This is a genomic window from Microbulbifer rhizosphaerae, assembly GCF_014191725.1.
Lineage (GTDB): Bacteria > Pseudomonadota > Gammaproteobacteria > Pseudomonadales > Cellvibrionaceae > Microbulbifer > Microbulbifer rhizosphaerae.
On the sequence record NZ_JACHWZ010000014.1, the window covers coordinates 109,520 to 134,707 of the forward strand.

At 62.3% G+C, this 25,188-nt stretch carries 21 protein-coding genes; 9 read left to right on the forward strand and 12 right to left on the reverse strand.

Annotation, left to right across the window (positions count from 1 at the left end; all coding sequences use genetic code 11):
* Positions 1-45 precede the first annotated feature (45 nt).
* Together FHS09_RS15105 and FHS09_RS15110 are read left to right on the forward strand one after the other, a co-directional pair.
* Positions 46-759: a DUF599 domain-containing protein gene (locus FHS09_RS15105; RefSeq protein ID WP_183461378.1), complete on the forward strand. Its 714-nt coding sequence runs from the start codon at positions 46-48 to the stop codon at positions 757-759.
* Complete coding sequence (locus FHS09_RS15110) at positions 740-1,051, forward strand: MazG-like family protein (RefSeq protein WP_221192027.1); 312 nt, start codon at positions 740-742, stop codon at positions 1,049-1,051. The genes FHS09_RS15105 and FHS09_RS15110 overlap by 20 nt, the downstream gene beginning before the upstream one ends.
* Before the next feature lie 85 nt (positions 1,052-1,136).
* Here FHS09_RS15110 and FHS09_RS15115 read toward each other — a convergent pair whose 3' ends face one another.
* Positions 1,137-2,345, reverse strand: coding sequence for a PepSY-associated TM helix domain-containing protein (locus tag FHS09_RS15115; protein ID WP_183461382.1), 1,209 nt, complete (start codon positions 2,343-2,345; stop codon positions 1,137-1,139).
* Positions 2,346-2,544: 199 nt separating this feature from the next.
* Positions 2,545-4,680 carry a TonB-dependent siderophore receptor gene (locus FHS09_RS15120; RefSeq protein ID WP_221192028.1) on the reverse strand — a complete coding sequence of 712 codons (2,136 nt, stop codon included), beginning with the start codon at positions 4,678-4,680 and terminating at the stop codon, positions 2,545-2,547.
* Between the two features lie 158 nt (positions 4,681-4,838).
* Here FHS09_RS15120 and FHS09_RS15125 point away from each other — a divergent pair, with 158 nt between their 5' ends.
* Positions 4,839-5,615, forward strand: coding sequence for a methyltransferase domain-containing protein (locus tag FHS09_RS15125; RefSeq protein ID WP_183461386.1), 777 nt, complete (start codon positions 4,839-4,841; stop codon positions 5,613-5,615).
* Positions 5,616-5,720: 105 nt separating this feature from the next.
* Here FHS09_RS15125 and gad read toward each other — a convergent pair whose 3' ends face one another.
* The gene (gene gad, locus FHS09_RS15130; protein ID WP_183461388.1) at positions 5,721-7,133 is read right to left on the reverse strand and encodes a glutamate decarboxylase; all 1,413 of its coding nucleotides are present in this window, start codon (positions 7,131-7,133) and stop codon (positions 5,721-5,723) included.
* Positions 7,134-7,235: 102 nt separating this feature from the next.
* A complete protein-coding gene (locus FHS09_RS15135) occupies positions 7,236-7,730 on the reverse strand; it encodes a J domain-containing protein (RefSeq protein ID WP_183461390.1) in 495 nt (164 codons plus the stop codon).
* A gap of 43 nt (positions 7,731-7,773) precedes the next feature.
* Here FHS09_RS15135 and FHS09_RS15140 point away from each other — a divergent pair, with 43 nt between their 5' ends.
* The 3 genes from FHS09_RS15140 (at position 7,774) to msrA (ending at position 9,461) form a co-directional block, all read left to right on the forward strand.
* Entirely contained in the window at positions 7,774-8,028 is a 255-nt protein-coding gene (locus FHS09_RS15140) for a hypothetical protein (RefSeq protein ID WP_183461392.1), read from the forward strand.
* A gap of 75 nt (positions 8,029-8,103) precedes the next feature.
* Positions 8,104-8,721, forward strand: coding sequence for a class I SAM-dependent methyltransferase (locus tag FHS09_RS15145; protein ID WP_183461394.1), 618 nt, complete (start codon positions 8,104-8,106; stop codon positions 8,719-8,721).
* Positions 8,722-8,825: 104 nt separating this feature from the next.
* Positions 8,826-9,461 carry a peptide-methionine (S)-S-oxide reductase MsrA gene (gene msrA, locus FHS09_RS15150; protein WP_183461396.1) on the forward strand — a complete coding sequence of 212 codons (636 nt, stop codon included), beginning with the start codon at positions 8,826-8,828 and terminating at the stop codon, positions 9,459-9,461.
* Here the strand turns inward: msrA and FHS09_RS15155 are convergent.
* The 4 genes from FHS09_RS15155 to FHS09_RS15170 all read right to left on the reverse strand — a co-directional run bounded on the left by FHS09_RS15155 (position 9,455) and on the right by FHS09_RS15170 (position 14,195).
* Complete coding sequence (locus FHS09_RS15155; protein ID WP_183461398.1) at positions 9,455-10,339, reverse strand: sulfurtransferase; 885 nt, start codon at positions 10,337-10,339, stop codon at positions 9,455-9,457. The genes msrA and FHS09_RS15155 overlap by 7 nt on opposite strands.
* Positions 10,340-10,436: 97 nt before the next feature.
* Positions 10,437-12,047 (reverse strand): alpha/beta hydrolase, encoded by a 1,611-nt coding sequence (locus FHS09_RS15160; protein WP_343057495.1) that lies wholly within the window; start codon positions 12,045-12,047, stop codon positions 10,437-10,439.
* Between the two features lie 29 nt (positions 12,048-12,076).
* Complete coding sequence (locus FHS09_RS15165) at positions 12,077-12,694, reverse strand: trimeric intracellular cation channel family protein (RefSeq protein ID WP_183461400.1); 618 nt, start codon at positions 12,692-12,694, stop codon at positions 12,077-12,079.
* Between the two features lie 316 nt (positions 12,695-13,010).
* Positions 13,011-14,195, reverse strand: a complete 1,185-nt coding sequence (locus FHS09_RS15170; RefSeq protein ID WP_183461402.1) for an acyl-CoA dehydrogenase — start codon at positions 14,193-14,195, stop codon at positions 13,011-13,013.
* A gap of 207 nt (positions 14,196-14,402) precedes the next feature.
* Between FHS09_RS15170 and FHS09_RS15175 the strand changes: the two genes are divergently transcribed.
* The 3 genes from FHS09_RS15175 to FHS09_RS15185 are packed head-to-tail and all read left to right on the forward strand — an operon-like array spanning position 14,403 to position 20,247.
* Entirely contained in the window at positions 14,403-15,851 is a 1,449-nt protein-coding gene (locus FHS09_RS15175) for an efflux transporter outer membrane subunit (RefSeq protein WP_343057496.1), read from the forward strand.
* Positions 15,851-17,101, forward strand: a complete 1,251-nt coding sequence (locus FHS09_RS15180; protein ID WP_183461404.1) for an efflux RND transporter periplasmic adaptor subunit — start codon at positions 15,851-15,853, stop codon at positions 17,099-17,101. Before FHS09_RS15175 ends, FHS09_RS15180 begins: the two co-directional genes overlap by 1 nt.
* Positions 17,098-20,247, forward strand: a complete 3,150-nt coding sequence (locus FHS09_RS15185) for an efflux RND transporter permease subunit (protein WP_183461406.1) — start codon at positions 17,098-17,100, stop codon at positions 20,245-20,247. The genes FHS09_RS15180 and FHS09_RS15185 overlap by 4 nt, the downstream gene beginning before the upstream one ends.
* A 47-nt stretch (positions 20,248-20,294) precedes the next feature.
* Here the strand turns inward: FHS09_RS15185 and FHS09_RS15190 are convergent, their stop codons facing one another.
* The 4 genes from FHS09_RS15190 to phhA form a co-directional block, all read right to left on the reverse strand.
* Positions 20,295-21,464 (reverse strand): cation:proton antiporter domain-containing protein, encoded by a 1,170-nt coding sequence (locus FHS09_RS15190; protein ID WP_183461408.1) that lies wholly within the window; start codon positions 21,462-21,464, stop codon positions 20,295-20,297.
* Between the two features lie 221 nt (positions 21,465-21,685).
* Entirely contained in the window at positions 21,686-23,419 is a 1,734-nt protein-coding gene (locus tag FHS09_RS15195; protein ID WP_246395059.1) for an aminotransferase class V-fold PLP-dependent enzyme, read from the reverse strand.
* 42 nt (positions 23,420-23,461) lie between these two features.
* Positions 23,462-23,932: an Lrp/AsnC family transcriptional regulator gene (locus FHS09_RS15200; protein WP_183461412.1), complete on the reverse strand. Its 471-nt coding sequence runs from the start codon at positions 23,930-23,932 to the stop codon at positions 23,462-23,464.
* Positions 23,933-24,240: 308 nt separating this feature from the next.
* A complete protein-coding gene (gene phhA, locus FHS09_RS15205) occupies positions 24,241-25,044 on the reverse strand; it encodes a phenylalanine 4-monooxygenase (RefSeq protein WP_183461414.1) in 804 nt (267 codons plus the stop codon).
* Positions 25,045-25,188 lie beyond the last annotated feature (144 nt).

A 25,188-nucleotide genomic window follows, 5' to 3' on the forward strand; every position in this document is an offset into this window, starting at 1 on the left:
AATGCGCTCGGGTTAATAAATGTAGACGAATACGGAGACACACGTTTGACCTGGTTGGATATCGCCAGCGTAACTGGCTTTTTTGTCACCTGGATGGGGTACACGGTTTTCGCGCGCCGGAAGGCCAAAGTGGCCTGGTGTCTGGCGTCGTCCATGCAGTGGTACCGGGTGGAGTGGATGTTGCGCATGCTGGAGCGGGATATGCGCATGCCGGACGCGGCGATTATCGGCAATCTGGAGCGGGTGATCGGCTTCTTCGCTTCCACCAGTATCCTGATCCTTGCGGGCCTGGTGACCGCGCTCACCGCCGACACGGTGGCGGTGGAGATGATCAACAGCCTGCCGTTGGCGGAGACCACCACGGTGGTGCAATTCGAGCTGAAGGTACTGTTGCTGCTACTGATTTTTATCTTTGCGTTTTTCAATTTCACCTGGTCCCTGCGCCAGTATTCCTTTGCCAACGTGCTGATCGGCGCGGCGCCACCCGCGGAGGACGAGAGTTTTAGCGAGGAGGAGCGTCGCCGCTATGCGATCAGTACCGCCAAGGTGATCGACCAGGCCGGGCACAGCTACAACTACGGGCTGCGCTCTTACTATTTCGCCATGGCGGTGATGGGTTGGTTTATCCACCCGCTGTTGTTCGCGATCGGCTATCTGTTGGTGGCGCTGATACTTTTCCTGCGTGAGTTCCGTTCGCGCACTCTGCAGGTGCTGCTGGCGGCGGAGGCGCACAAGATCAATGGCGAGAGTATCAAATAGCATGAATACCGCCGCGGTGTTGGCCGCTTTCGACGAGATCGCCCGCCGGCGCAACTGGCAGTCTTTGCACTTGGCTATGGCGCTGTCGGTGGAGGTGGCGGAGCTGTGCCGCCATCTGCAGTGGCTCGATGATGGGCAGGTGGAGCGGATGTTGCAGAGCGATGAGGCGGAAAGCGTTGCGGCGGAGCTGGCGGATATCCAGATGTACCTGCTCAAGCTGGCCGCGGTCATGGATATCGATCTGAACGAGGCCCTGGCGGACAAGATCGCCGAGAACCGGCGGCGTTTCTGAATTCCGTTCTCCCCTGTAGGAGTGGCCGTTGGCCGGGAGCGCCGAGCCCCAGCGCGGCAAGCGGGCCGCGGGCCCGCCGAAGGAATCAGGAAAACAACACCGCAGTCATCCCAAAACACAATCCCACCAACAATCCCGCCAACCATTTCCAGCGCCCCATATCGCGCCAAGCGAAGTGCCAGCTGCCATTGACGGCGCGCGCGGAGTTAACCGTCCTCAGCCCGTAAAGATAAACGCCGCTGATCGACAAGGCGCTGAGCAGGGTGCCGAAGAAGAACCAGGTCCATTTGGTAATTCGCCCGCCGAAGGCGCCGAAGTGCAGCGGATCAGCGGCCTCGGAGATGCGCAGGTGAAAACCCAGCCGGTCGCCCCTGCGGGTTTCCAGGTGTTCGCCGGTGCGCGGGTCGAAGGCCAGGTGGTTAGCCCGGTTGCGGACCAGCAGCGCTTCCGCCTGGCCGGTGAGCTTCAGGGTATCTCCCGCGCTGCGGGGCAGCTGTATCGAGCGGATGCGCAGTTCCGGGTAGAGGTGTTTGGCGGCGGCCACTGTTCCGGCCAGGGTTTCCGCGGCGGGTTGTTCCAGGCTGGTGACGCTGGCTACGGTGAGCGGAGGAGGATATTGTGCATTCAGGCCCCAGAGCTCCAGCAGGTACCAGATGCCGGTAATGGCGATCAGGGCGATAAACCACAGGCTCCACACGCCGAGGAGCCGGTGCATCTGGCCCCAGAAGCGGCGGGATTGCCTGTCCCGCCTTTTGCCGGCGCGCGGTTGTTCCCGGCGGGGGATTTTCCAGAAACCTTTCCACCAGCCCCGGTAGCAGACGATGCCGGTGACCAGCGCGATCACCAGCAGAAATGACGTTGAGCAGACGATGGTGATGCCCAGGGCGAGTGGAAGCATCAGGTGGCGGTGGGCCTGGCGGAAAAAGCGCTGCCAGTTGTTCCAGCGGCCGGTGCCGGTGACCTGGCTGGTGGTGGGGTCCAGGTAAATGCGAAAGCGCTCGCCGGAGGAGTCCATTGCCACCGCCTCTGCGGCGAATTGGGAATCCACGGGTGCGTCGATGTTCAGCAGCTGCGCCTGGGGGTAGGCGGCGCGGGCGCTTCGGTAGAACTTTTCCCAATGGTATTCCACCGGCTCCACCGGTGGCTGGACGCGCATCGCCGGATTGAAGAGCCAGTCGATCTCGTGGGACACGGTGGCCAGGGTGCCGGTGACCAGTACGAAGCTCAGCAGCAGCGAGAGCTTCAGTCCGGCCCAGCTGTGCAGGCGGTACCATTTAAGGCGGTCGATAGCCATAACTTTTATTAGCCCCGAGTTCCCCGTTCGTTAGCAGGCACGGTGGCGGCCCTGCTGCCGGCATCAGGACCTTCACATCGAGGTTGGTTGTTCTTTCCCCGGTGGTAGGGTGGATGCGCTGTCGCTTCCTGTAATTTTTCAGGATCCCGACCGGCGGGCCTGCGGCCCGCAAGCGGAGCTGGAGCTCCGCGGTCCCGGGTTAAAAGTTCTGCGTGACCTGCACCACCAGTTCCCGCGGGTCCCCGGGGAAGTGGCCGTTGCGCTCGTTGAAGCCGCTGACCGCGTACTCCTTGTCGAGAAGGTTTTTCACGTTCACTTGCACCAGGGTGTCGTTCCAGGCGGTGCTCCAGCTCAGGTCGAATACCGTGAACGGTTTGACCCGCTGGCCGTTGAAGCTGAATTGTTCGCTGACGTAGTCGGCGCCGAAAGCGATCGACGAGTTGATCGAGGGGAAGTCGTAGCGGCTCCATAGTCCCGCTTGGTGCCGGGGGGCGTTAGCGAAGCGGTCGCTGAAGCGGTCGTTTTCGATGATGGTGTTGATTAGGTATTGTCCCTCCGCGCCCTTCACCATCCGGGTGTCGTTGTAGGCGTAGTTGGCGGTGATGGTCCAGCTGTCACTGAGGTCGCCCACCAGGGTGGCCTCGAAGCCCTGGCTCTCCACTTTGCCCACATTGATCAGCGCCGGGATGCCGTCGTCGAGGCCACCGTCATCGGGGTTGGCCATGGTCACGTCTTTTTTGGTGATGGTGTAGACGGCGAGGGTGGTCATCATGCTGCCGTCGAGCCACTCGCTCTTTATTCCCAGTTCTATCTGGTTGCCGGTTTCCGGGTCCAGACTGCCCTCTTCACTCACATCTTCCTGCTCACCCAGCCCGATGGGATTGAAGCTCTCGGAGTAGTTCAGGTAAAGGGAGGTGTGGTCCAGCGGCTTGAATACCAGGCTGGCGCGGGGAACCAGGGCATTATCTTCGAAGCGGTAGCCGGAGGCTTTGGCTGTATCCTCGAAGGTATCGTGGCGCACGCCGACCAGCGCCGACCAGAGCGGGCCCAGTTCCATCTGGTCCTGCAGATAGACGCTGTAGCGATCGGATTTTGCACCGTCGCTGCCCATATTCCGCAGGTTATAAGTGCTGGGGTCGGTTTCGCCGTAGTTCAGCTCGAAAATATTCAGGTTGACCACGCCGTCCGCTTCGTAGCGGGCGCGGAAGTAATCGTATTCGGTGTCCACCTTGTGATAGTCGCCGCCGAACAGTATCTGGTGGTCGATGGAGGCGGTGTCGAGGGCGTAGACGAAATCCGCGGTCAGGCTGGTCTCGGCGTTCTGCCGGTGTTGTTTGCGGTACTCGCGCTTGATGGTGCCGTCGTTGACATCCTCTTTGTCGTCGCCGTTCACATCCACCCAGCCGCGGGATTCGTGGTACTGCTGGTCGCGCTCGTTGTCCAGCTGGCGCAGGGTGGTGCTGAGGCTCAGATTTTTGCTGAACCAGTGGTCCAGGGTGGCCTGTAACACCAGCGCTTCCAGATCCTGGAAATCACCCTTTTCGTTGGCGTTATAGGAGCGGTCGACGAGGAAGTTGCCGTCGTCGTCCACCGGTACGCCGCGCAGCCGGTTGCCTCCCAGGTCCTGCTCAATGTAGTCGAAGGTAGTGGTCAGCCGGGTGTTCTCCGCCAGTTCGAACAACAGGCCGCCGGCCACTTCCTGATTGGCGGCGTCGGCGTTGTTGCGAAAGCTATCCTGTTCCTCGTAGAAAGTGCCGAAGCGGTAGGCGACGGATTCGCTCAGGCCGCCGGTGGTATCGACGGAGCCGCCAAGCCGGTCGTAGTTGCCTGCGGTCAGGTTGACTTCGGTGTTCTCCTCGAAGCGGGGCTTTTTCGACACATAGTTAATGGTGCCACCCGGTTCGCCTCCACCGTAGAGGGCGCCGGCGGGGCCCTTGAGAATCTCCACTCGCTCGAAGTTGAACAGCTGCGGCACGCCAAACCCGGAGTAGGGGTCGCCGCGTACACCGTCATAAAAGACGTTGGCGTCGTCGCGGAAACCGCGGAAGGTCACCCCGGAATAACTGAACTCGCTAACCCCGGCCACCGCGCGGTAGAGGTCGGTCACCTGGCGCGCCGCCTGGTCGCGCATTAGCTGTGCGCTGAGCACCTGTACGGACTGGGGAATATCCATGATATCGGTGGCCACCTTGGTGCCCACGCGGGTTTCGCTCTCCAGGTAGAACTCCTGTGCGCGGCCGGTGACCACGACTTCCTCTTCCACACTGTCGGCGGCGGCAGCGGTTGCACTGTGCAGGGCGATGGCAAGGGGCAGCAGGTGCTTTGCAGAATTCACTTGGAGTTGTCCTTGGTTCGTTTTTGGGGGAATTATTGAGGTGCGATAAATTAACATCAGATAATCTAAATGTAAATTATTATCATTTATTATCGTGGCGATTTTCAGCGGGGCGAAGCAGTCGTACACTCGGCGGCACTTCGAACCGGAGACAATCGATGACCGACCGCAATTTCGACGACCTGGCACACCGCTTCAGGCAGCGCATCTACGGCGGCCTCAAGGGGGATATTCGCCTGGCGGTGCTGAACCGGGACCTTGCGCCGCTGCTGAGCAAGGGGGCCGGACTGAAGGTGGTGGACGCCGGCGGCGGCCAGGGCCAGTTCGCGATGGATCTGGCGGAGGGGGGCCACCGGGTCTACCTGGCGGATATCTCCGCGCAAATGCTGCAACAGGCTGAGGAGCAACTGGCCGGCCGGGGCCTGGGGGAGCGGGTGACACTGCTGCACAGGCCGCTGCAGGCGTTGCCGGAACTGGAGGAGGTGCGCGGCAGCGACCTGGTCCTCTGCCACGCGGTACTGGAATGGTTGGAACAACCGCGTATGGCGCTGCAACAGCTGGCGACGCTGTTAAAGTCCGGTGGCCATTTGTCGCTCACCTTCTACAACCGCCGCGCATTGGAATTCCGCCTGCTGCAGAGGGGCAGTTTTCGGCAGTTAGATCGTAATATTCAAAGCGGCCACTGGGGTGGACACCCCGGCAGCCTCACACCGCAGAACCCTTTGAAACTGGAGTGGGTGCAGGACTGGCTGCTACAGGCGGGCTTTTCCATCGTCGCCCACAGCGGCATCCGCTGTTTCCATGATTTTATGACCCCCGCGATTCGCGAGAAGCTGCCCGCGGCAGCGATCGTGGACAAGGAACTGGAATACTCCCGCCTCGAGCCTTACCGGCAACTGGCGCGCTATGTGCATCTGCTGTGCCGGCTGCCGTAGTACTCGGTTTCAAATCAAGCTCTTATAGTCGTCAGAGCGGCGCAGGAACTCGATGCCGGACTTGATCCGGTACGGGAGCCAGCATTCGGTGGTTTCCTGCAGGCATCAGCCCGATCGGCGGCCGGTGTGGCTGAAGCCCGGCTGGCTGGCCGAGTGTGTCACCGGGTGGGCGCGCAGGTATTCCACCGCGCACTGGATATCCTCCAGCAACAGCGAGGCCATATCGCGGCTGACACCGTGCCGGATCAGTATCCGCTGGATCACGCAGTCCTGGCGGTTGGCGGGCAGTGGATAGGAAGGAACCTGCCAGCCGCGCATGCGCAGCCGCTCGGAGAGGTCGTAGAGGTTGAAGCCCCAGCTCCCGGGCTTGAGGGTGTAGCTGATCGCCGGCAGGCCGCCCCGGCCGTCGTAGAAAAGTTCGAAAGGGTCCAGTTTGCCGATCTGCTCCGCCAACCACTGGGCGGTGTTTGCACAGTGCTGTTGCACGGTCCGGTAGCCCCGGAAACCCAGGCGCAGGAAATTGTAATACTGGGCAATAATCTCGCCGCCGGGACGGCTGAAATTGAGCGCGAAGGTGGGCATGTTTCCACCCAGGTAGTCCACGCGGAATATCAGTTCCTCGGGCAGTTCCTCGGTGTCGCGCCACATCACCCAGCCCACGCCCAAGGGGGCGAGGCCGTACTTGTGGCCGGAGGCGTTGATGGATTTCACCCGCTCGATGCGGAAGTCCCACACCACCTCCGGCTGGATAAAGGGCGCCACGAAACCGCCGCTGGCAGCGTCCACGTGGATGGGGATATCCAGCCCTTTCTCCCGCTGCAGCCGGTCCAGTTCGCGGGCGATGGTTCCCACTGATTCGTACACGCAGGTAAAGGTGACGCCGAAGGTGGCCACCAGGCCGATGGTGTTTTCGTCGGCGTATTGGGCGATTTTCTCTGGGTTGAGGCACACCTCGTCGCCGTCGAGGGGTATCTCGCGCAGCTCCACGTCGAAATAGCGGGCGAATTTGTGCCAGCACACCTGCACCGGGCCGCAGATCAGGTTCGGCTTGCTCGCATCGGCGCCGGCGTCCCGGCGGCGCTTGCGCCACCGCCACTTGAGTGCCAGGCCGCCGAGCATCGCGGCCTCAGAGGAGCCGGTGGTGGAACAGCCGATGGTGTCGGCGGCCTCCGGCGAATGCCAGAGCTCGGCGAGGATATGTACGCAGCGGGACTCGATCTCCGCGGTCTGCGGATACTCGTCCTTGTCGATCATGTTCTTGTCGAGGCACTCCTCCATCAACTGGTGTACCTCCGGTTCGGCCCAGGTGGTGCAGAAAGTGGCCAGGTTCTGGCGGGAATTGCCGTCCATAAACAGCTCGTCGCGCACCAGTTGGTAACTGGTGCGCGCGCTGGCGCCATCTACGGGCATTGAATAACGGGGCAGACTCCGCGCGGAGGCGGCGGAGGCAAAGATGTCCGCATCCACGCCGTTTCCGTGGGCGGGGCTGCGCAGCCCCCGTTTGCTGTGAAGCGGCATTGGCAATGGTCCCAGGCGGAAAAAGCGTCACTAATCAGTGTAGACAGAAATTTCCGGGGATCGGGGGCGGGGTGTGTTTACCAGGGTGCCATGGCGACCGCTTTATCCCTGTTCCTTGAGCAGCAGCTCCTTGGCGGCATTGATGCGCGAGGCCAGGTAGTCGTTCCCGCCCCGGTCCGGGTGGAGCTTCTGGATCAACTGGCGGTGGGCGCTGACGATTTCCTCGCGGCCGGCATCGGCGCCGACGCCGAGAATCCGGCGGGCTTCGCCGCTGGTGAGGGGAGGGTTCTCGCCCGCTTCTTCCTGCTGTCTTCCCCTCCGGGCGCTGGCGTGCCTGGCGATCAGGGGCGCCAGCCAGGGCAGGTGGCGACCGAGCCAGCTCAGGCCCCGCCCCAGCACCGGCAGCACCACGGCGACGGCGGCGGCCACCCAGTGCAGGCGGCCGCTGATGGCCAGCACCACCGCCAGCAAGGCCACACCGATCAACAGCCACTGCAGCAACAGCTTGCGCCGCTCCTCGGGGTGGCTGGCTTTGAATTTTTGCCACGCCAGCCAGGCGACGATGCCGACGGCGATCAGCAGGACGATACGGGCCAAGGAGTTCTCTCTAATTCAGTCATTCGGCCCAATAGGATATCAGATGTCGATGCGTATGCCGCGGAGAGAAAATCTTCCGGCTGCCGGGCGACTTCATTACTGTGGTCTTCCGCGCCCTCAGGGTGACCTTATTGGGTTGAAAGCTGGACGCCGCGTGCGCATCGACAATCAGGAGCGCGACACCCGCAATCAGATATTTATGCATTTTTTTTTCACACCATTCCCTGCGTTTCAGGTGAGCTGGATTATTTCTTCCGCAATAAAAGCAGCCCTGCTCACTGAAGCGGCGGGGATTTAGCGGTACACTGGCATCTATTGGCAATTGTTACCTTGTCTTTTGCGCAAACCGAAAAGAAGGAGACGAAAAACCGACATGACTTCCAGCAACCACAGTCGACGTTTGTTTGGGCTTACCGTTCGACAGAATGCACACCCGGATATGCGCAAGTTGCGCCGCGAGGCGGGAGACCCCAGCCTGCATGGCAACAAGTTTTGGAAAAGTTCCTGCCTCACCATGGACTACCTCAAGCGCAACCCGCTGAAAAAAGGCGCGCGGGTATTGGACCTGGGATGCGGCTGGGGCCTGGGCGGTATCTTCTGCGCAAAGCACTTCGGCGCCCGGGTCACCGGCCTGGACGCGGATCCCAGCGTGTTTCCGTTCGTGCACTACCACGCGGAATTGAACGGTGTGGCGGTGGACACCTGGCGGTGCCGCTATGAAAAAGTCCGGGAATCGGATCTGGGCGAGTTCGACGCGCTGATCGGCACGGATATCTGCTTCTGGGACCAGCTGGAAAAGCCGCTGTACAATCTCACCCGCCGCGCCCTGAGCGCCGGCGTTGGCCGCGTGATCCTGGCCGACCCGGGACGGACGCCCTTCCGCCGCTTGGCGGAGCGGGCAGAGGAAAAGCTGGGCGCGGATTACCGGGAGTGGTCAGTAAGCCGGCCGATGAAGGCCTCCGGCTGCATCATGGAGGCCTCCCAGGGGTGAACTTCAGCTTGCCCAGGCAGGACGCCGGAGGGGCATGCCCCGATAGGCACGCTGCGCACCTATCCTACCAATGACAGCCGACTATCAACTATTGAGGAAACTTCGTGCACTACGACAAGTTTACTATTCCCACTCCGGAAGAGGCGCTCCCCGGCCGCGACGAACCCATGCCCATCAGTGGAAAGCATTTTGTCTCCGGCCACACTATGGTGGAGCCCTTTCCCGAAGGCATGCAGCGGGCGCTGTTCGGTATGGGGTGCTTCTGGGGGGCCGAGCGTCTCTTCTGGGAGATGGACGGTGTCTACAGCACCGCGGTGGGCTACGCCGGCGGCAGTACCCCCAACCCTACCTACCGGGAGGTTTGCAGCGGTGGCACCGGCCATGCGGAAGTGGTGCTGGTGGTGTTCGACCCGGAGAAAATCAGCTACCGGCAATTGCTGCGTGCCTTCTGGGAACAACACGATCCCACCCAGGGCATGCGCCAGGGCAATGACCAGGGCACCCAGTACCGCTCCTGTATCTACTGCTACGACGAGGAGCAGTTGCACGAGGCGCGGGAAAGCGAGGCGCAATTCCAGCGGGCGTTGGAGGATAAGGGGCTGGGGGGCATCACTACCGAGATAGGGCCGGCGCCGACTTTCTACTACGCGGAAGAGGATCACCAGCAATACCTGGCCAAGAATCCCGGCGGCTATTGTGGCTTGGCGGGTACCGGGGCTTGTCTGATCAGTGATCAGTGATCCACGGTCAACGCTTCGGCTTTGCTTGTCTGTGTCGATTGATCACTGTTATCTGGATGCAGTATATGCGCACACCAGTCGCTCCAGCTCCCGGCGTAGAGCAGGGCATTGGTGCGGCCGATCAGGTGCAGTGAGAGCAGATTGGCGCAGGCGGTGACACCCGAGCCGCAGTAGTTGACCAATTGCTCGTCCGCGGGAATGTCCCGCCAGTTGCCGGCCAGTTCCTCGCGACTTTTCAGCCTGCCGTTGTCGTCGGTCACACATTGCCAGGGTTTGTTGATGGCGGTGGGAATATGGCCGGCGATGGGATCTATGGGTTCCTCGATACCGAGAAAGCGTTCTGTATCGCGAGCGTCGATCAGTTGCCAGGGAGGATTCTCCAGGCCCCTGTGGAGTGGTCCGTAGCCGATGACCAGGTGGCGCCGCGGCCGGCAGGTCAGATTGCCGCTTTGCGCGGGTGCCGTGTCCCCGGATTCCTGCGGCAGGCCGGACTCGCGCCAGGCCCGCAGGCCGCCGTTGAGGACGGATACCTGTTCGTGGCCGAAGTAGCGCAGCAGCCACCAGGCGCGAGCGGCGAAGGCCAGGCGCTGGTCGTCGTAGACGATGACCCGGGTGTCCCGGGAGATACCGGCGCGGCGGGCGAATTCCTGGAACTGCCGCGGGTCCGGCAGCGGGTGGCGGCCGCCGTAGCGGCCGACGGGAGCGGACAGGTCGCGGTGCAGGCTGGCGTAGCGGGCGCCGGGAATATGCCCTTCGCGAAATCGCTGCTCGCCGGCCTGGGGCTCCGCCAGGTCGTAACGGCAGTCGAGCACCACCACTTGCGGGTGGTGGAGAATTTCCGCGAGTTCAAAAACTTCTATCGCCGCCCGATCGCTCATGTCTTCGTCAGTTTTTATTTTGATGACGGTTAATGATCAGTGATCAATGGCCAATAATCAATGAGCCGGGAAGAATGCCGCTACCGCTCTTTTCCATTTATTGATCTTCCGTCGATGGTTCGCCGTTATTTGCCTGATTGGGTGGTGTTTCACCATTGTCCGGCGCTTCCTCCTGCGCCAGTTCCTCCTTGCGGCACTGACTGGTCGGTTCCGCCAGTTCTTCCGAGGGATCGTCGAGGAAACGTGCCGCGGCCATTTCCGCACAGTTGCTGGCCGAGATCACGTCGTGGGCCAGTTTCGGAAACAGCAGCCATTGATGATTGGGAAGCCTGTGCCGGGCCTTATCGGCATCTTCCGCCGAGAGTACCGGGTCCAGGCCTCCGTGCAGGAGCAGTACCGGCACTTGGGTCTTCACAGCCTGGGACTCGGCCAGGGAGGCGGAGGGAATGGCCCAGATGCGGCACTGCATTTGCAGCAGTTGGAGATCGGTGCGCACCGTGCCACCGAGCACACCACTTTCTGCCGCTCTTTTGAGGGCTTTGTTGAAGTCCACGAAAGGCGCCTCTTCGTAGCAGAAGTGGCTGACCCCGGCGGCGTCGCCGAAGTTGGGGTCCAGAATGATATTCATGAGGTTGACGATGGCCGCCTGTGTGGGTTCATGTTCACTGTTGCGGTTTTCCAGGGCCTCGATCACGTGGGGCAGTTCGCGATAGAAATCCTCGTTGTACAGGGCCTGGAAGAGGACTCTCAGCAGGCGTTGGCCGTTGAGTACAAAGGGATATTCCTCCTGCGAATACATGTGTTTGACCGGTACGGTGAGCGGGTTTTCATCCAGATCCTGTATCAGGGCCTCCAGGCGTCTCTGCAGGTCGGGGTAGCGGCTGTTGCACAGCTTGTCGCCGCGGCAGTGTGCGAGTCCCCGCTGGTAGGCTTCCAGGGTGTCTTTCGCCAGTTGTTGGGTGTAGATGATTTCCGGAAAGACGGCGCTGTTGAGCACCAGGGCGCGCACCGATTGCGGATAGTCCCGGGCGAAGGTCAGGGCGTAGCGGGAGGAATAGGAGACGCCGTACAGGTTGAGTTTTTCCAATCCCAGCTGGCGGCGCAGGGCCTCGACGTCCTGCGCCACGACGGCGCTGTTGTAGTGGGACAGATCGGCAATTTTACTCAGACGGCTGTAGCATCTCTCCATGCTGTAGGTGAAGACCCGGGCCTCCTCGTCGGAGGAGAGGTTGCGCTGGAAGGCGGTCTCGGCGTCTTCGATAAATTCGTCGCAGGACAGGCGGGGTTTGGCCATGCCGACGCCCCGGGGGTCCATCACTATCAGGTCGCGACCATCGTTGACGGTCATGTCCGCGTAATTGGCCCACAACCATTCGCTGGCGTTTTCCGGCTCCATTCCCAGGCTGGCGCCCGGGCCGCCGGCACCGAGGTGCAACAGCGGCAGTTTGGCGGGGTCTGCTTCGATGGCGTGAAAGCGCACCACCGGAAACTGGATCTTACGGCCCTCCGGCTTGGCATGGTTCTCCGGCACTTCCATCATGTAGCACTGGGTGACAGGCCAGCTGTTGTCGATTTCGAACCAGCAGGGTTTGGGTATCAGGCGCCCGGGATCTTCGGCTGCCTTTTCCTCTTGCGACTCGCGTCCGCAGGCGGCGAGCACCAGGCAGAGGGCTAGGGGATAAATACTTTTTTGCAGGGAATTGCGCACCGTGTTGTTACCTTTGATAAGCGGGCTTCTCAATTATTACCTATACGCGCGATGGGTGCGGACAGGTTCCAGCGCAGTGCGGCGAGGCGGATGGACAGGGTGACCAGCACAGCAATGCCCACCGCGATCTTCCCCGGCACTGCGCCGGTGGCGTCCAGCAGGACCAGGGCTGCGGCGCCGCTGAGCGACGCGGTGGCGTAGATCTCGCGGCGCAGCAGCAGGGGAATATCGCCACACAGAATGTCGCGAATCAGGCCGCCGAAGGTGCCGGTCATCACACCCATCACAATGGCGATGGCGGGAGAGTGCCCCAGCGCCAGCACTTTTTGCGTGCCGATCACGGTAAATACCGCCAGGCCCATGGCGTCGGCGATCGCCAGCAGGCGCATGGGCACCTGCAGATATCGGATCAGGTAGAAGCTTACCACTCCGGTGACCGAGGCGATCCACAGATAGTGGCTGTCCTGGAGCCAGAACACCGGGATGTTCAGGATGATATCGCGGATGGTGCCGCCGCCAGTGGCGGTGACACAGGCCAGCACCACGGCGCCGAACAGGTCCATCTGCTTGTGGCCGGCGGCGAGCACGCCGGTAAAGGCGAAGACCACTATGCCGATTAAATCGAACCAGTACAGCAGTTGTTCCATAAGGTATTGAGTGTTTTGCGAGGGCCGGGGAGATTTGTTTCTAGCGCTGGGGCGGCCCTGCTACCGGTGACTTTATGCCAGACACGGGCTGGGCGCCCCCCTTAAATACCTCCCTGTACGCTCTCCGCGGCCATCCATGGCCGCAGACAAAATGGCAGGATTGCCATTTTGGACGCCGAAGCGCCCGTAGGGCGAGGGCCAGGGATGGCCCGAGTCAACGTCTGACATAAAGCCCCCGGCATCAGGGCCTTCGCATTAAGCTGCGGTTATTCTTTTCGAGTCCCGAGTCCCGAGTCCCGAGTCCCGAGTCCCGTCTTTAAAAAAACGCCTGCAATCCGGTCTGTGCCCGCCCCAGAATCAGCGCGTGCACATCGTGGGTTCCCTCGTAGGTGTTCACCGCTTCCAGGTTCATCACGTGGCGAATCACGTGGAATTCGTCGGCGATGCCGTTGCCGCCGTGCATATCGCGGGCGACGCGGGCTATGTCGAGGGCCTTGCCGCAATTGTTGCGCTTCATCAGCGAGATCATGGTGGGATCGAAGTGCTTGTCTTCATCCATGATGCGGCCGACCCTTAGTGAACCCTGCAGGCCCAGAGCGATTTCGGTCTGCATGTCAGCGAGTTTTTTCTGGAACAGCTGGGTCTGGGCCAGCGGCTTGTTGAACTGCTTGCGGTCCAGGCCGTACTGGCGGGCGGCGTGCCAGCAGAATTCCGCGGCGCCCATGGCGCCCCAGGAGATGCCGTAGCGGGCGCGGTTGAGGCAGCCGAAGGGGCCGCGCAGGCCGCCGATATCCGGGAATTTGTTTTCTTCCGGTACGAAGACGTTGTCCATTACGATTTCGCCGGTGATGGAGGCGCGCAGGGAGAATTTGCCTTCGATCTTCGGCGCGGAGAGACCCTCCATGCCCTTGTCGAGAATAAATCCGCGGATCTCGCCCTCGTCGTCCTTGCCCCAGACCACGAAGACGTCGGCGATGGGACTGTTGGTGATCCACATCTTGGAGCCGGTGAGGCGGTAGCCGCCGTCGACTTTCTTCGCGCGGGTCTTCATGCCGCCGGGGTCGGAGCCGGCGTCCGGCTCGGTGAGGCCGAAGCAGCCGACCCACTCGCCGGTGGCGAGTTTGGGCAAGTACTTTTCTTTCTGTTCCTCGGAGCCATAGGCGGAGATGGGGTACATCACCAGGCTGGACTGCACGCTCATCGCCGAGCGGTAGCCGGAGTCCACCCGCTCCACCTCGCGGGCCACCAGGCCGTAGCAGACGTAGTTCAGGCCGGCACAGCCGTAGCCGTCGATGGTGGAGCCCAGGAGCCCCAGAGCGCCCATTTCGGTCATGATCTCGCGATCGAAAATCTCGTGGCGATTGGCTTCCAGTACGCGGGGCATCAGTTGGGTCTGGCAGTATTCGCGCGCGGTGTCGCGAACCATACGCTCTTCGTCGGTAAGCTGGCGGTCCAGTAGCAGGATATCGTCCCAGTGGGCCAGGGGCTGGTGTTTGCTCATAGGTTTCTCGTCTACTTCCGTTTCTCTCTGTTGTACGCCGGTATTGTATGCCGGATGTCCGGCCGGTCGTATGCGCCGGCATGATACCCAAGTCGGCGCGTTGGGGCATTTACTAAGCGTAAACAACCGTAAATTACCTTGCAGTGCCAGGGGTGGATTACATAATAGGCGCAAATTAGTTCCTAACTTGGTGTCTTTGGTTTTTTGGTGAATTTCCTACTGTTTTTTCGCCGCAGCACAGTCATTTGTCTGCCATTGCTGGCCGCCTGCGCGCAGACGGCGCTGCCACCGGATCATCCGGCGGAAACTCTGGGGCTGCCGGACAGTTTCCGCACTTCCGGCAGCGCGGAGCGCCGCATCCGCTGGTGGCGCAATTTCGACGACCCGGTCATGGACCGGCTGATCCAACTGGCCCTGCGCGACAGCCCGGACCTGCAGGCCATCCTGTGGCGCCTGGAACAGGCAGAGGCCGCGGCTCGCGGCGCGCGCTCCGGTTTCTGGCCACGGCTCACGGGGCGTCTGGATAACACCGAGCAACGCTTCTCCAGTGACGATTTCGAGGACAGCGATAGCGAGGGCAACAGCTGGGGCGGCAGCCTGGCCGCCAGCTACGAGGTCGACCTATGGGGCCGGGTTCGCGCCGGTGCCCGGGCTGCGGAGGCGAGCCGGCTGGCACAGGCGGAGAGCCTGCAGACCGCGGCCCTGACCTTGGCAGCGGAGGTGGCCGATACCTGGCTGCAACTGCTCGAGCAGTGGGGCCAGCGGGATCTGCTGCGGCGACAATTGGAAACCAATCGCAAAACCCTGCGGGTTCTCGAACTGCGTTTTGGCGGCGGCACCAGTAGCGCCGCGGACGTCCTGCAGCAGCGGCAACTGATACAGCAGTCGGAGCAGGAACTGCAGGCTGCAGAGGCGGATATCGAGACTCTGCGGGTACAACTGGCCGCATTGCTGGGCACCAGTGCCGAACGGTTGCCGGATTTTGTGCGCCCCGATTCCGTTATGCCGTCGCTGCCGGCCCTGCCGGATACCGGTGTGCCCGGACAGTTACTGCTGCGCCGCCCGGATGTGAAGCGGGCACAGCGGGAACTGTTGCAGGGCTACTATCTCGCCGACCAGGCGTGGGCGGAGCGCCTGCCCGCCATCAGCCTGAGTGCGGTGGCCAGCGGTGGTGGCACCGCCATAGCCGACATCCTCGACGGATGGCTGCTAGCCCTCACCGCTGCCGGGGAGGGCATCATCTTCGACGGCGGCCAACTGGTCTCCGCCCAGGCGCAGCAGCAGGCAGTGGTGCAGGAGCGCTGGGCGCTGTACCGCAACGTTGTCGTTCAGGCACTGTCGGAAGTTGAGCAGGCGCTGATCCGGGAGCAGGCGGTGCTCGATCGCCTGCACCACCTGCGCGAGCGGGAGCGTCTGGCGGGACTGATCGCCGAGCGCCAGCTGCGGGCCTACAGCCGCGGCGCGGTGGACTTCCTTAACGTGCTTACCGCCACCAATGACCAACAGAGCCTGGCGCGGCAGATACTGACCGCCCGCCGCGAACTGATAGAGAACCGGGTGACCCTCTACCGCGCCCTGTCCGGCGGCCTGCCGGCGGAGGACCTGCCGGTTGCGGAACCGATGGAGTTGGAGTTGTACCGGACGGAGAAAGACTGATGTTGAAACGAATCAACTGGAACTTCGCGCTTCCGGTATTGCTGCTGTTGCTGGCGCTGCTGGTCTCCAGTTGGCTGCTGCGCGAGAAGCCCACGGTGAGCCGCGGTGCGCGGACCACCCCGGCGCCGGTGGTGGATGTGGTGGAGGCCGAGCGCGGCCGCTTCCCGCTCACCGTCAAGGCCGTGGGCAAGGTATCGGCGCGGGAGTTTGTCGACCTGCAGCCCCAGGTGGAGGGGCGCGTGGACTGGCTCGATTACGACCTGGGTCCGGGCTCCACCCTGGAGAAAAACCAACTGCTGCTGCGCATCGACGCCGAACCTTATCAACTGGCCCTGCAGACGGCGCGCAGTACCCTGGCGGAGCGGCGCGCGGAGCTGCAACAGGAGGAGGGTCAGCGCCAGGTAGCCGAGGAGGAATACGCGTTGCTGGGCTCCTCGCTGCCGGATGCGGACCGCGCCCTGGTGCTGCGCGAGCCGCAACTGGCCGCCGCCCGCGCGCGGGTGGAATCGGCGGAGGTGCAGGTCAGTCTCGCCCGCCGGGACCTGCGCCTGACGGAAATCCGCTCGCCGTTCACCGGACTGCTGGTGAGTCGCAGTGTCGATATGGGCGACCGGGTGGCACCGGGAACAGTGCTCTACCAACTGGCCGGCGCCGACCGCTTCCAGGTGGAGGTGGAAGTGCCGGCCCAGCAACTGGCGCGGCTGGGTGGGCCGGACCCGGAGGTGCGTATCCACGGCAGTCAGTGGCCGAAAGGGCGGTTCCGTCAGGCGGAGTTCGTACGCCTGATCCCGGTCCTGGAAGAGCAGGGCCGACTGGCACGGGTGCTGGTGGAACTGCCGGACCCGCTGTCGCTGGACGACCCGGCCCAACCGCAACTGTTGCTCAACGACCTGGCACGCGTGGAAATCACCGGGCGCACCGGCGAAGAGCGCGTGCGCGTGCCGCTCACTGCGGTACAGGACGGCGACCGGGTGTGGCAGGTGCAGGAGAATCGCATCCACATCCAGCCGGTGGAAATTGCTTACCTGAGCGGGGACTACGCGGTGCTGGAGAGCGGCCTCGACGGCGGCGAAACCCTGGTTACCACCCGCCTGTCCGCGGTCACCGACGGTATGCCGGTGCGCCTGTCTGGGGAAGACAAAAAGAGCGGGGAGACGCTCCCCGAGCTGGGGCCGCCTGGTAGTGAAGGGCGGCCGGGCACACCTCCGCGCGAGCCGGCGGCGAAAGTGGGGCGGGGAGAGCGGGGATGAGCGACACCCGGCAGAATCCCCCCATCGTGCGCCCGCCGGTGGAAACCCGCGGCGGCGCCATCGCCTGGATGACCCACAACCATGTCACTGCCAACCTGCTGATGCTGGTGTTTATCTTCGGCGGTCTGGTTTTCTCCCTCATTATCAAAAAGGAGGTCTTCCCCGAATTCAGCCTGGATATGGTCTCGGTGCAGATCTCCTATCCCAGCGCCAGTCCCGAGGAGGTGGAGCGCGGCGTGCTGGTGGCGGCGGAGCAGGCGGTGCAGGGCATCGTCGGTATTAAGGAGATGCGTGGCACCGCCGCCGAAGGCAGCGCCTCTCTTATCCTGGAGCTGGACGAGGACGCCAACGCCAACCAGGTTTACCAGGACGTGCAGCAGGCCATCGACCGGGTGAGCACCTTTCCCTCCGATATCGAGCGCCCCCGGGTGAGTCTGGCGGAGCGCAAGCGGGACGTGATGGATCTGGTGATCCACGGCGACCTGGACGACCGCACTCTGCGCGACGTCGCCATGCAGGTGTACGACAAGCTGGAAGCCCACCCGGATATCACCCAGCTTTCCGCCTCTGGCGTTCGCGATTTCGAGGTGGCGGTGGAGGTGCGCCGGGACGACCTGCGCCGCTACGGCCTGACCCTGCGGGACATCGCGCAGTTGATTGGCAACGCAGCGGTGGACGTGCCCGCCGGCGGGGTGAAATCCACCGCAGGTGAAATTCTGGTGCGGGTGACCGAGCGCCGCGACTGGGCACGGGAGTTCGGCGATATCGTCGTCGCCCGGGGCAGCGGCGGCGGCATGGTGCGGCTGAAGGATATCGCCACCATCCGCGACGCGCTGGTGGATGAGCCGCGCAACATGGTCTACAACGGCGAGCCGGCGGTGGGCATCGATGTCTTTCGCGTGGGCGACCAGACACCGATGAGTATCAGCGAGGCCACCCGCGAAGTGTTGGACGAGGCACGCCTGTCGCTGCCACCGGGGGTACATATCAGCATCCGCGACGACGACTCGCAAATTTTCAAGGAGCGCCTGTCGCTGCTGTTGAAAAACGGTTTTATCGGCCTGCTGCTGGTGTTTGTGGTATTGGGCGCGTTTCTCGAACTGCGCCTCGCATTCTGGGTAACTTTGGGTATTCCCACCAGTTTCCTCGGCGCTCTGCTGTTCCTGCCCGCGCTGGATATCTCCATCAATATGGTGAGTATGTTCGCGTTTATTATCGCGCTGGGAATAGTGGTGGACGACGCGATCATCGCCGGGGAAAACATTCACGAGTGGCGCAGCCAGGGCTACAGCAATATGCAGGCCGCCATCGCCGGCGCGCGACAGGTGGCAGTGCCGCTGACCTTCGCCATTCTCACCAATATCGTCGCCTTTATTCCACTGATGTACCTGCCCGGTTTTATGGGCAAGATCTTCGGCATCATCCCCTTCGTGGTGGGCTCGGTATTTATCATTTCCTGGGTGGAGGCGCTGTTTATCCTGCCTTCGCACCTCGCCCATTCCCGCCGGGGGTACAGGAACCGCTGGACGCGGCGGATCGCCGCCCGTCAGAAAATAATCGCGCGCAGCCTGGACCGCTTTGTGGAAGTTCGCTTCAAGCCGCTGCTCGATCTGTGCGTGCGTCACCGCTACACCACCATCGCCGTGGCCATCGCCACCCTGTTGGTAGTGGGCGGCTACGCCGCAAGCGGGCGCATGGGTTTTACCTTGATGCCGAGGGTGGAGCGGGATTCCGGGAGGGTGCAGGTCACCTTTCCGCCGGGCACCGCCGAACAGCAACTGGAAAAGGCGCGGGCGCAGATCATCCAGGCCGCCAATCGGCTGTTGGAGGAGGGGGAGCGCAAGCGGGCTTTCCTCGGCATGCGCGGCTTGGTGAATGGCGACGCAGTGCAGGTGGATGTCTACTTCACCCCGTCGGACCAGCGCGACTTTACCACCGGCGAGTTCGTACGCGACTGGCGCCGCGCGGTGGGCCCGATGCCCGGCGCGCTGAGTTCCAGCTTCGCCGCCGACCGCGGCGGTCCGGGAGCCGGCGCCGCGCTCACTGTGGAACTGCGCCATACGCACACTAGTACCCTGGAAGCGGCGGCGCAACGGCTGGCGATGTCGCTGAAGGATTTTCCCAACGTCAGCGATATCGATGCGGGCGTCTCCCTGGGCAAGCAGCAGCTGGACCTGACCCTGACGGAAACCGCAAAAAGCCTCGGCCTTTCCGCCGAGGAGATCGGCCGCCAACTGCGCACCTCGCTGTACGGCGCCGAGGCCATGCGTCAGCAGCGCGGGCGCGATCAGGTGAAGGTGATGGTGCGCCTGCCGGAATCCGAGCGGATTTCCCTGGACGATGTTTCCAGCATCATGATCCGCGCCGGTAACGGCCTCTGGCTGCCTCTGCCGGACCTTGTTGAAGTGGATAAGGGCCGTGCCTATGCCACCATCAACCGCCGCGAGGGCCGGCGGGTGATGACGGTGACCGCCAATGTGGAACCGCCGGATCAGGCGGCGTTGGTGATCAACGAACTGAATCGCAGTGCCATCCCGCAATTGCAGGCGGAGTTTGCCGGGCTGGCGGTCTCCTACCAGGGGCGCCAGGCGGAAGAGCGCGAGGGCCTGGCCTCCCTGGGCCTCACTTTCTCCCTCACCATGGCTGCGCTTTACCTGCTGTTGGCGATCCCGTTGAAAAGCTATATCCAGCCGCTGACGGTGATGGTGGCCATTCCCTTTGGGGTGATCGGCGCACTGCTGGGCCACCTGCTGATGGGCTATGGCCTGAGTATGGTGAGCCTGCTGGGCATGGTGGCGCTGGCGGGAGTGGTGATCAACGATACCCTGGTGATGATCGAGTACGGCAACCGACTGCGCGCCGGGGGTACGCCGGTCACCGATGCGATCAAACAGGCTGCCGCGCGTCGCTTCCGCCCGATCATCCTCACCACTGTGACCACCTTCTGCGGGTTGACGCCGATGATCTTTGAGACCTCGGTGCAGGCGCGGTTTATGATCCCGATGGCCATTTCCCTGGGTTACGGCATTCTCGCCGCCACCACCATTTCGCTGCTGCTGGTACCCTGCCTGTACCTGATGTTTGCCAGGGATATTCCGCAGCTGTTCGGCATGCTGAAAAACAACCGGAAATTCACCAGGGCGTAGGATGGAGCGGAGCACAGCGCGCCCACCCTACGGATTTATCTGTAATTTTAATCCCTGCGCAAATGGTCCTTGATCGCGATTGGGTTGGGGAAATTCAGCACCACGATATAGGAGGAGACCAGGAAGGTGAGTATCGCGGTGGCCTGGATTAAATGGGATGCGGCGCTGCCAATCAGCTCCTGGCTCGCGGCCAGGAAGGCGATCAGCAGCGAGAATTCGCTGATCTGTCCCAGACGGAAACCGATATCCCAGGCCAGCACCTTGCGTTCGCTCTGGCGGCCCAGCAGGTAGCGGAACACCACGGGTTTGATGATCAGTACCGCTACCGCGGTGACCACGGCAGCCAGGGCGATTTCCGGCAGTACAGACAGCTTGAACTGGGCCCCAAGGCTGAAAAAAAACAGAATCAAAAAGAAATCCCGCAAGGGCTTCAGACTCAGGGCAATGTATTGTGATATACGGCTGGTGGCCAGGGTGATGCCGGCGATAAAAGCACCGATTTCCCGCGACAGCCCGAGGATCTCCGCTGTTTCCGCCAGGCCCATACACCAGCCCACCGCGAGCAGAAAAACATACTCGTGAAAGCGGTCGAAGCGGGTAAATAGCGGTAGCAACAGGAATTTCACCACCACCCAGGCGATAAGCACCAGCAGCGGCAGGGCGGCAAAAGACAGGCCTATTTGCATGGGGCTTAATGTTTCCGCGCCACCGCCCAGCAGTATCATCAGGCAAGTGATGGCCACGAAGTCCTGGAACAGCAGCAACCCCACCATCAATTCGCCCAGGTGCTTATGGTGTAACACGGTGGTGGGCAGCAATTTGATGCCGATAATGGTACTGGAGAACATCAGCGCCATGCCGATCACCCAGCACTCGATGGAGGTAAACCCGAACAGCCGTCCGATTCCGTAACCCAGGCCGAGGAAAATTGCGCTGCTGATCAGCCCCACGAAGGTGGCCTTGCGCATTACCGAGAGCAGCGCCTGGGGCTGCATATCAAGGCCCAGCAAAAACAGCAGGAAGATAATCCCGATACTGGATATTTCCGCCAGCAGCTCCACATTGTCGATCACCGCAAACCCCGAGGGACCGAGCGCTATCCCCAAGGCGATATAGGCCACCAGCAGCGGCTGGCGCCCGAAGAGTGCCAGCGAGGCCACGATGGCCGCGCCGCTGAAGATCAGGAAAAAGGATTGAAAGAGAGCGGCTTCCTCCACTGGAGATCCTTGTCTGGGTGGGCCTTTACCCCATTATCCATAGATGCGGCTGCGGGAACAGTGAGTATAACTTTGTCGGGACTCGGCGCATTGTCGTCGTTCCGGCGCTGGCCGGAACCCGGGTGCCACTGGACTGGATACCGGCGTGCGCCGGTATGACCAGAGCTTGATTTGAAACAGAGCATCCACAATAAGCTGCATGAGCTGCGCTGCCCGGGCCATTACAGATTGAACCAGCGCAGGTTCTCTGCCTCGGGCGACAGAATCGGCTGCTCGCACTCCTTTCCCTTCGGTTGCCGCAGGATTTCCAGCGCCTGCTGCAAATAGTCCCGCAGGGGCGTCTGAACTTTTTGCGTGGGAGCCAGTGCGCCCGCATCCAGTTCCAGGCGCAGCGGCGCCTCGCCGGCCTCGCCCTGGTAACGCCAGACACCGGCCTCCATATCGTACTGGTAGTAGGGCAGCAGCCGATGGCCCTGGTCGGCAATGATTTCAATCGCCTCGATCAGGTAGTCCACAGTCTCCTCATTCAGGAAATAATTGAAGTTCAGGCGCACCCAGCCGGGTTTGAGGATGCTCTCGCCTTCGCTCACCAGCTGTTCCAGCGCCTCGCTCTGCTCCGGGGTCAGGTGCAGCAGCTGGTGGCCGTAGGGGCCGGCGCAGGAGCAGCCGCCGCGCACCTGGATGCCAAAGAGGTCGTTGAGCAGCGCCACCACGAAACCGTGATGCAGGGGTTTGCCGTCCCGCAGGATATGCAGGGAGACGATGCCCACCCGGGGCAGATCGGTGCCGCCGAGAATTTCGATGTCGGGGTTCTGCTTCCAGCGCGCAAAGGCCCTGTCCAGCCATCGGGCCTCGCGCGCCTCGATTTCCTCTGCGCCCACCTCGTCCTTGAGCTCGAATACCAGGCCCGCGCGAACCGACTCCACGATTGCCGGGGTGCCGGCTTCCTCGCGGCGTTCGCCGACGGGCAGGTAGGTGTGCCGGTCCGGTCCCACCCAGGATACGGTGCCGCCGCCGGGTATCGCCGGCTGTTCCGGTGGCAGCAGGGATTTTTTCACCACCAGGATGCCCGGAGTGCCGGGGCCACCGACAAATTTGTGTGGGGAGATAAACAGGGCGTCCTTGCTGGTTGCGCTGCCATCGCCATTCGCATCGATGGCCACGTAGGGGGCGGCCGCGGCGTAATCCCAGAACGACAGGGCGCCGTGTTTGTGTAGCAGGTGGGTGACTGCTTCCACATCGGTGCGGATGCCGGTGACATTGGAGGCGGCGGAGAAGCTGCCGATTTTCAGCGGGCGGGCGCTGTAGAGGTCCAGCGCCTCCTCCAGGGCGGGTAGGTCCACGCCGCCCTCGACGTTCTGCGGAATGGTCACCACGTCGGCGACGGACTCCCGCCAGGGCAGGTCGTTGGAATGGTGTTCGTAGGGGCCGATAAACACCACCGGGCGCCGGGCCTGGGGGATTTTCGTAGCCTCGGCACCAAAGCGCTGATAGTGATCGGCGCGCAGCCCCAGGCTGTCCACCAGCCGGTTGATGGCGGCGGTGGCACCGGCGCCACAGAAGATCACCGCGTGGTCGGCCCCGGCGTTTACGGACCTGCGTACCATCGCGCGCGCCTGTTCGCGAAAGGCGGTTGTCTGGCGACCGGTGGCAGAGGTCTCGGTATGGGTGTTGGCGTACCAGGGCAGCACACGGTTGCGGATAATGTCCTCGATAAAGGTCAGGCCGCGCCCGGAGGCGGTGTAGTCGGCGTAAACCAGCGGGCGCACGCCGAAGGGGGTGGCCAGCGGCAGGCGCTCGCCGATCACGCTGTCGCGAATATGGGCCATCAGGGATTCAATGGAGGACATCTCTATCTCACAAAAGTCATTATTCTGTTTCGCCTTCTTTTCGCTGTAGGAGCGGCCGTTGGCCGCGATCGGTCTCGCTACGCAGCCAAAATTGATCGCGGCCAACGGCCGCTCCTACGTTATTCCGACGGCGTTATTCCGACGGCGTTATTCAGGCGGCGGGATGGGCAGTTCCGTAGTGCTCTTGATCTGCTCCATGGCAAAGTTGGACACGATATCGCTGATGCCTACGTGGCGGATCAGTTCCTTGTAGAAACGGTCGTAGGCGGCGATGTCGCTGACGACGATCCGCAGCAGGTAATCGTAGTCCCCGGCCATGCGATAGCAGTCCACCACTTCCGGCTGTTCCGCGATGTGGCTGGCAAAGGTTTCGGCCCATTCGGGGGTGTGCTGGTCGGTTTTCACCTGGGCGAATACCGAGACCGGCAGGCCCAGGATTTCCGCGTTCAGCAGCGCCACTTTGCGGCGGATGATGCCGCTCTTTTCCAACTTCTGCACCCGGCGCCAGCAGGGAGTCTTGGTGAGCCCTACGCGCTCGGCCAGCTCTTCGATGGAGAGGCTAACATCTGATTGCAGGATGGCAAGAAGTTGTCGATCAATCGCGTCAAGTGAGGGCATAGTTCTACAAAGCTCCCAGAAATGCGGGGCCATGTATCCATTGGCGATGATTTGGGCGCCATCACTGGCAAAAAATACCGCTGTTGGTTTGAGTGTAGTGGAGATATCCGAGTTTCGGGGGATGGTTGGGCTCACACTACACCCTTGGAGATAACGTTAGTCTCCGAACGACCGCGGCGGTAGTGGAATTTCCCTCAAGTATTGAGTGGCTGATCGATTGGCGGCTGGGCGAACACATGGCTCGCCCCTGCGGCGCATTATCGTCTTAAGGCGCAGGATCGGATACCGGCGCGCGCCGGACGGTAATTTCAGGCCGCATTCTTGGGGGGGAACATCGGTTCGAAGAGACCCATTTCCATCGCCCGGTGCACCTTGGCCATCAGGTCCATTTCGGTGAGTTCCTGCAGCTGCTGCAGGTCGTCCAGCACGTAGTAAACCGGCTGCACGATATCGATCCGGTAAGGGGTGCGCAGGGCGTCGAGCACATCGAAGTCGTAGCGCTTGGGCTCATTGCCCAGGGCGTACAGGGTCTCTTTCGGTGAGGACAGGATACCGCCGCCGTAAATGCGCAGGCCGTCCCGGGTGTGCAGCAGGCCGAACTCCACGGTGAACCAGTAGAGCCGGGCCAGGTAGGCGCGCTCCTTGGGCGTGGCCGCCAGGCCCAACTGGCCGTATTTTTCGGTGAAGTTGGCGAAGGCGGGATTGGTGAGCATGGCGCAGTGGCCGAAGATTTCGTGGAAAATATCCGGCTCCTGCAGGTAGTCAAATTCCTCTGGGGTCCGGATAAACGTAGCCACCGGGAACTTGCGGTCCGCCAGCAGCCCGAAGAATGTCTCGAAGCCGATCAGCGCCGGCACCCGAGCCACCTCCCAGCCGGTTTCCCGGCGCAGCACGCTGCTGACTTCTTCCAATTGCGGGACGCGGTCGCGGGGCAGGTCGAGCAGCTTGAGGCCGTGCAGGTATTCGTTGCAGGCTCGGCCGGGAACCACCTTGAGCTGGCGCTCGATCAGCCGGTGCCAGGTCTCGTGTTCGATATCGGAGTAGTGAATAAAGCCCTGTTCGTCCGGCTTGTGCGCCACGTACTTGCTGGGCTTCTCGGCGTCTTTCTTCATGCTCTGCTCCCGGCGGCATAGCCTTCATCAGGCTGCCGCGCTGTCCGTTGTTCTTATCTCCTGTCCATTTTTAGTTACCGGGCTTCGGGCCGGCGATATCCGGGGAGGCGATCTTGTGGCATTTGGGGGAGCGGAGATACACTT

Coding starts and splice junctions, on each gene's coding strand:
- FHS09_RS15110 (WP_221192027.1), top strand. CDS start 740: ATGGCGAGAGTATCAAATAGCATGAATACCGCCGCGGTGTTGGCCGCT.
- FHS09_RS15115 (WP_183461382.1), bottom strand. CDS start 2,345: ATGGCTATCGACCGCCTTAAATGGTACCGCCTGCACAGCTGGGCCGGA.
- FHS09_RS15125 (WP_183461386.1), top strand. CDS start 4,839: ATGACCGACCGCAATTTCGACGACCTGGCACACCGCTTCAGGCAGCGC.
- gad (WP_183461388.1), bottom strand. CDS start 7,133: ATGCCGCTTCACAGCAAACGGGGGCTGCGCAGCCCCGCCCACGGAAAC.
- FHS09_RS15140 (WP_183461392.1), top strand. CDS start 7,774: ATGTCGATGCGTATGCCGCGGAGAGAAAATCTTCCGGCTGCCGGGCGA.
- FHS09_RS15145 (WP_183461394.1), top strand. CDS start 8,104: ATGACTTCCAGCAACCACAGTCGACGTTTGTTTGGGCTTACCGTTCGA.
- FHS09_RS15155 (WP_183461398.1), bottom strand. CDS start 10,339: ATGAGCGATCGGGCGGCGATAGAAGTTTTTGAACTCGCGGAAATTCTC.
- FHS09_RS15165 (WP_183461400.1), bottom strand. CDS start 12,694: ATGGAACAACTGCTGTACTGGTTCGATTTAATCGGCATAGTGGTCTTC.
- FHS09_RS15170 (WP_183461402.1), bottom strand. CDS start 14,195: ATGAGCAAACACCAGCCCCTGGCCCACTGGGACGATATCCTGCTACTG.
- FHS09_RS15180 (WP_183461404.1), top strand. CDS start 15,851: ATGTTGAAACGAATCAACTGGAACTTCGCGCTTCCGGTATTGCTGCTG.
- FHS09_RS15185 (WP_183461406.1), top strand. CDS start 17,098: ATGAGCGACACCCGGCAGAATCCCCCCATCGTGCGCCCGCCGGTGGAA.
- FHS09_RS15200 (WP_183461412.1), bottom strand. CDS start 23,932: ATGCCCTCACTTGACGCGATTGATCGACAACTTCTTGCCATCCTGCAA.
- phhA (WP_183461414.1), bottom strand. CDS start 25,044: ATGAAGAAAGACGCCGAGAAGCCCAGCAAGTACGTGGCGCACAAGCCG.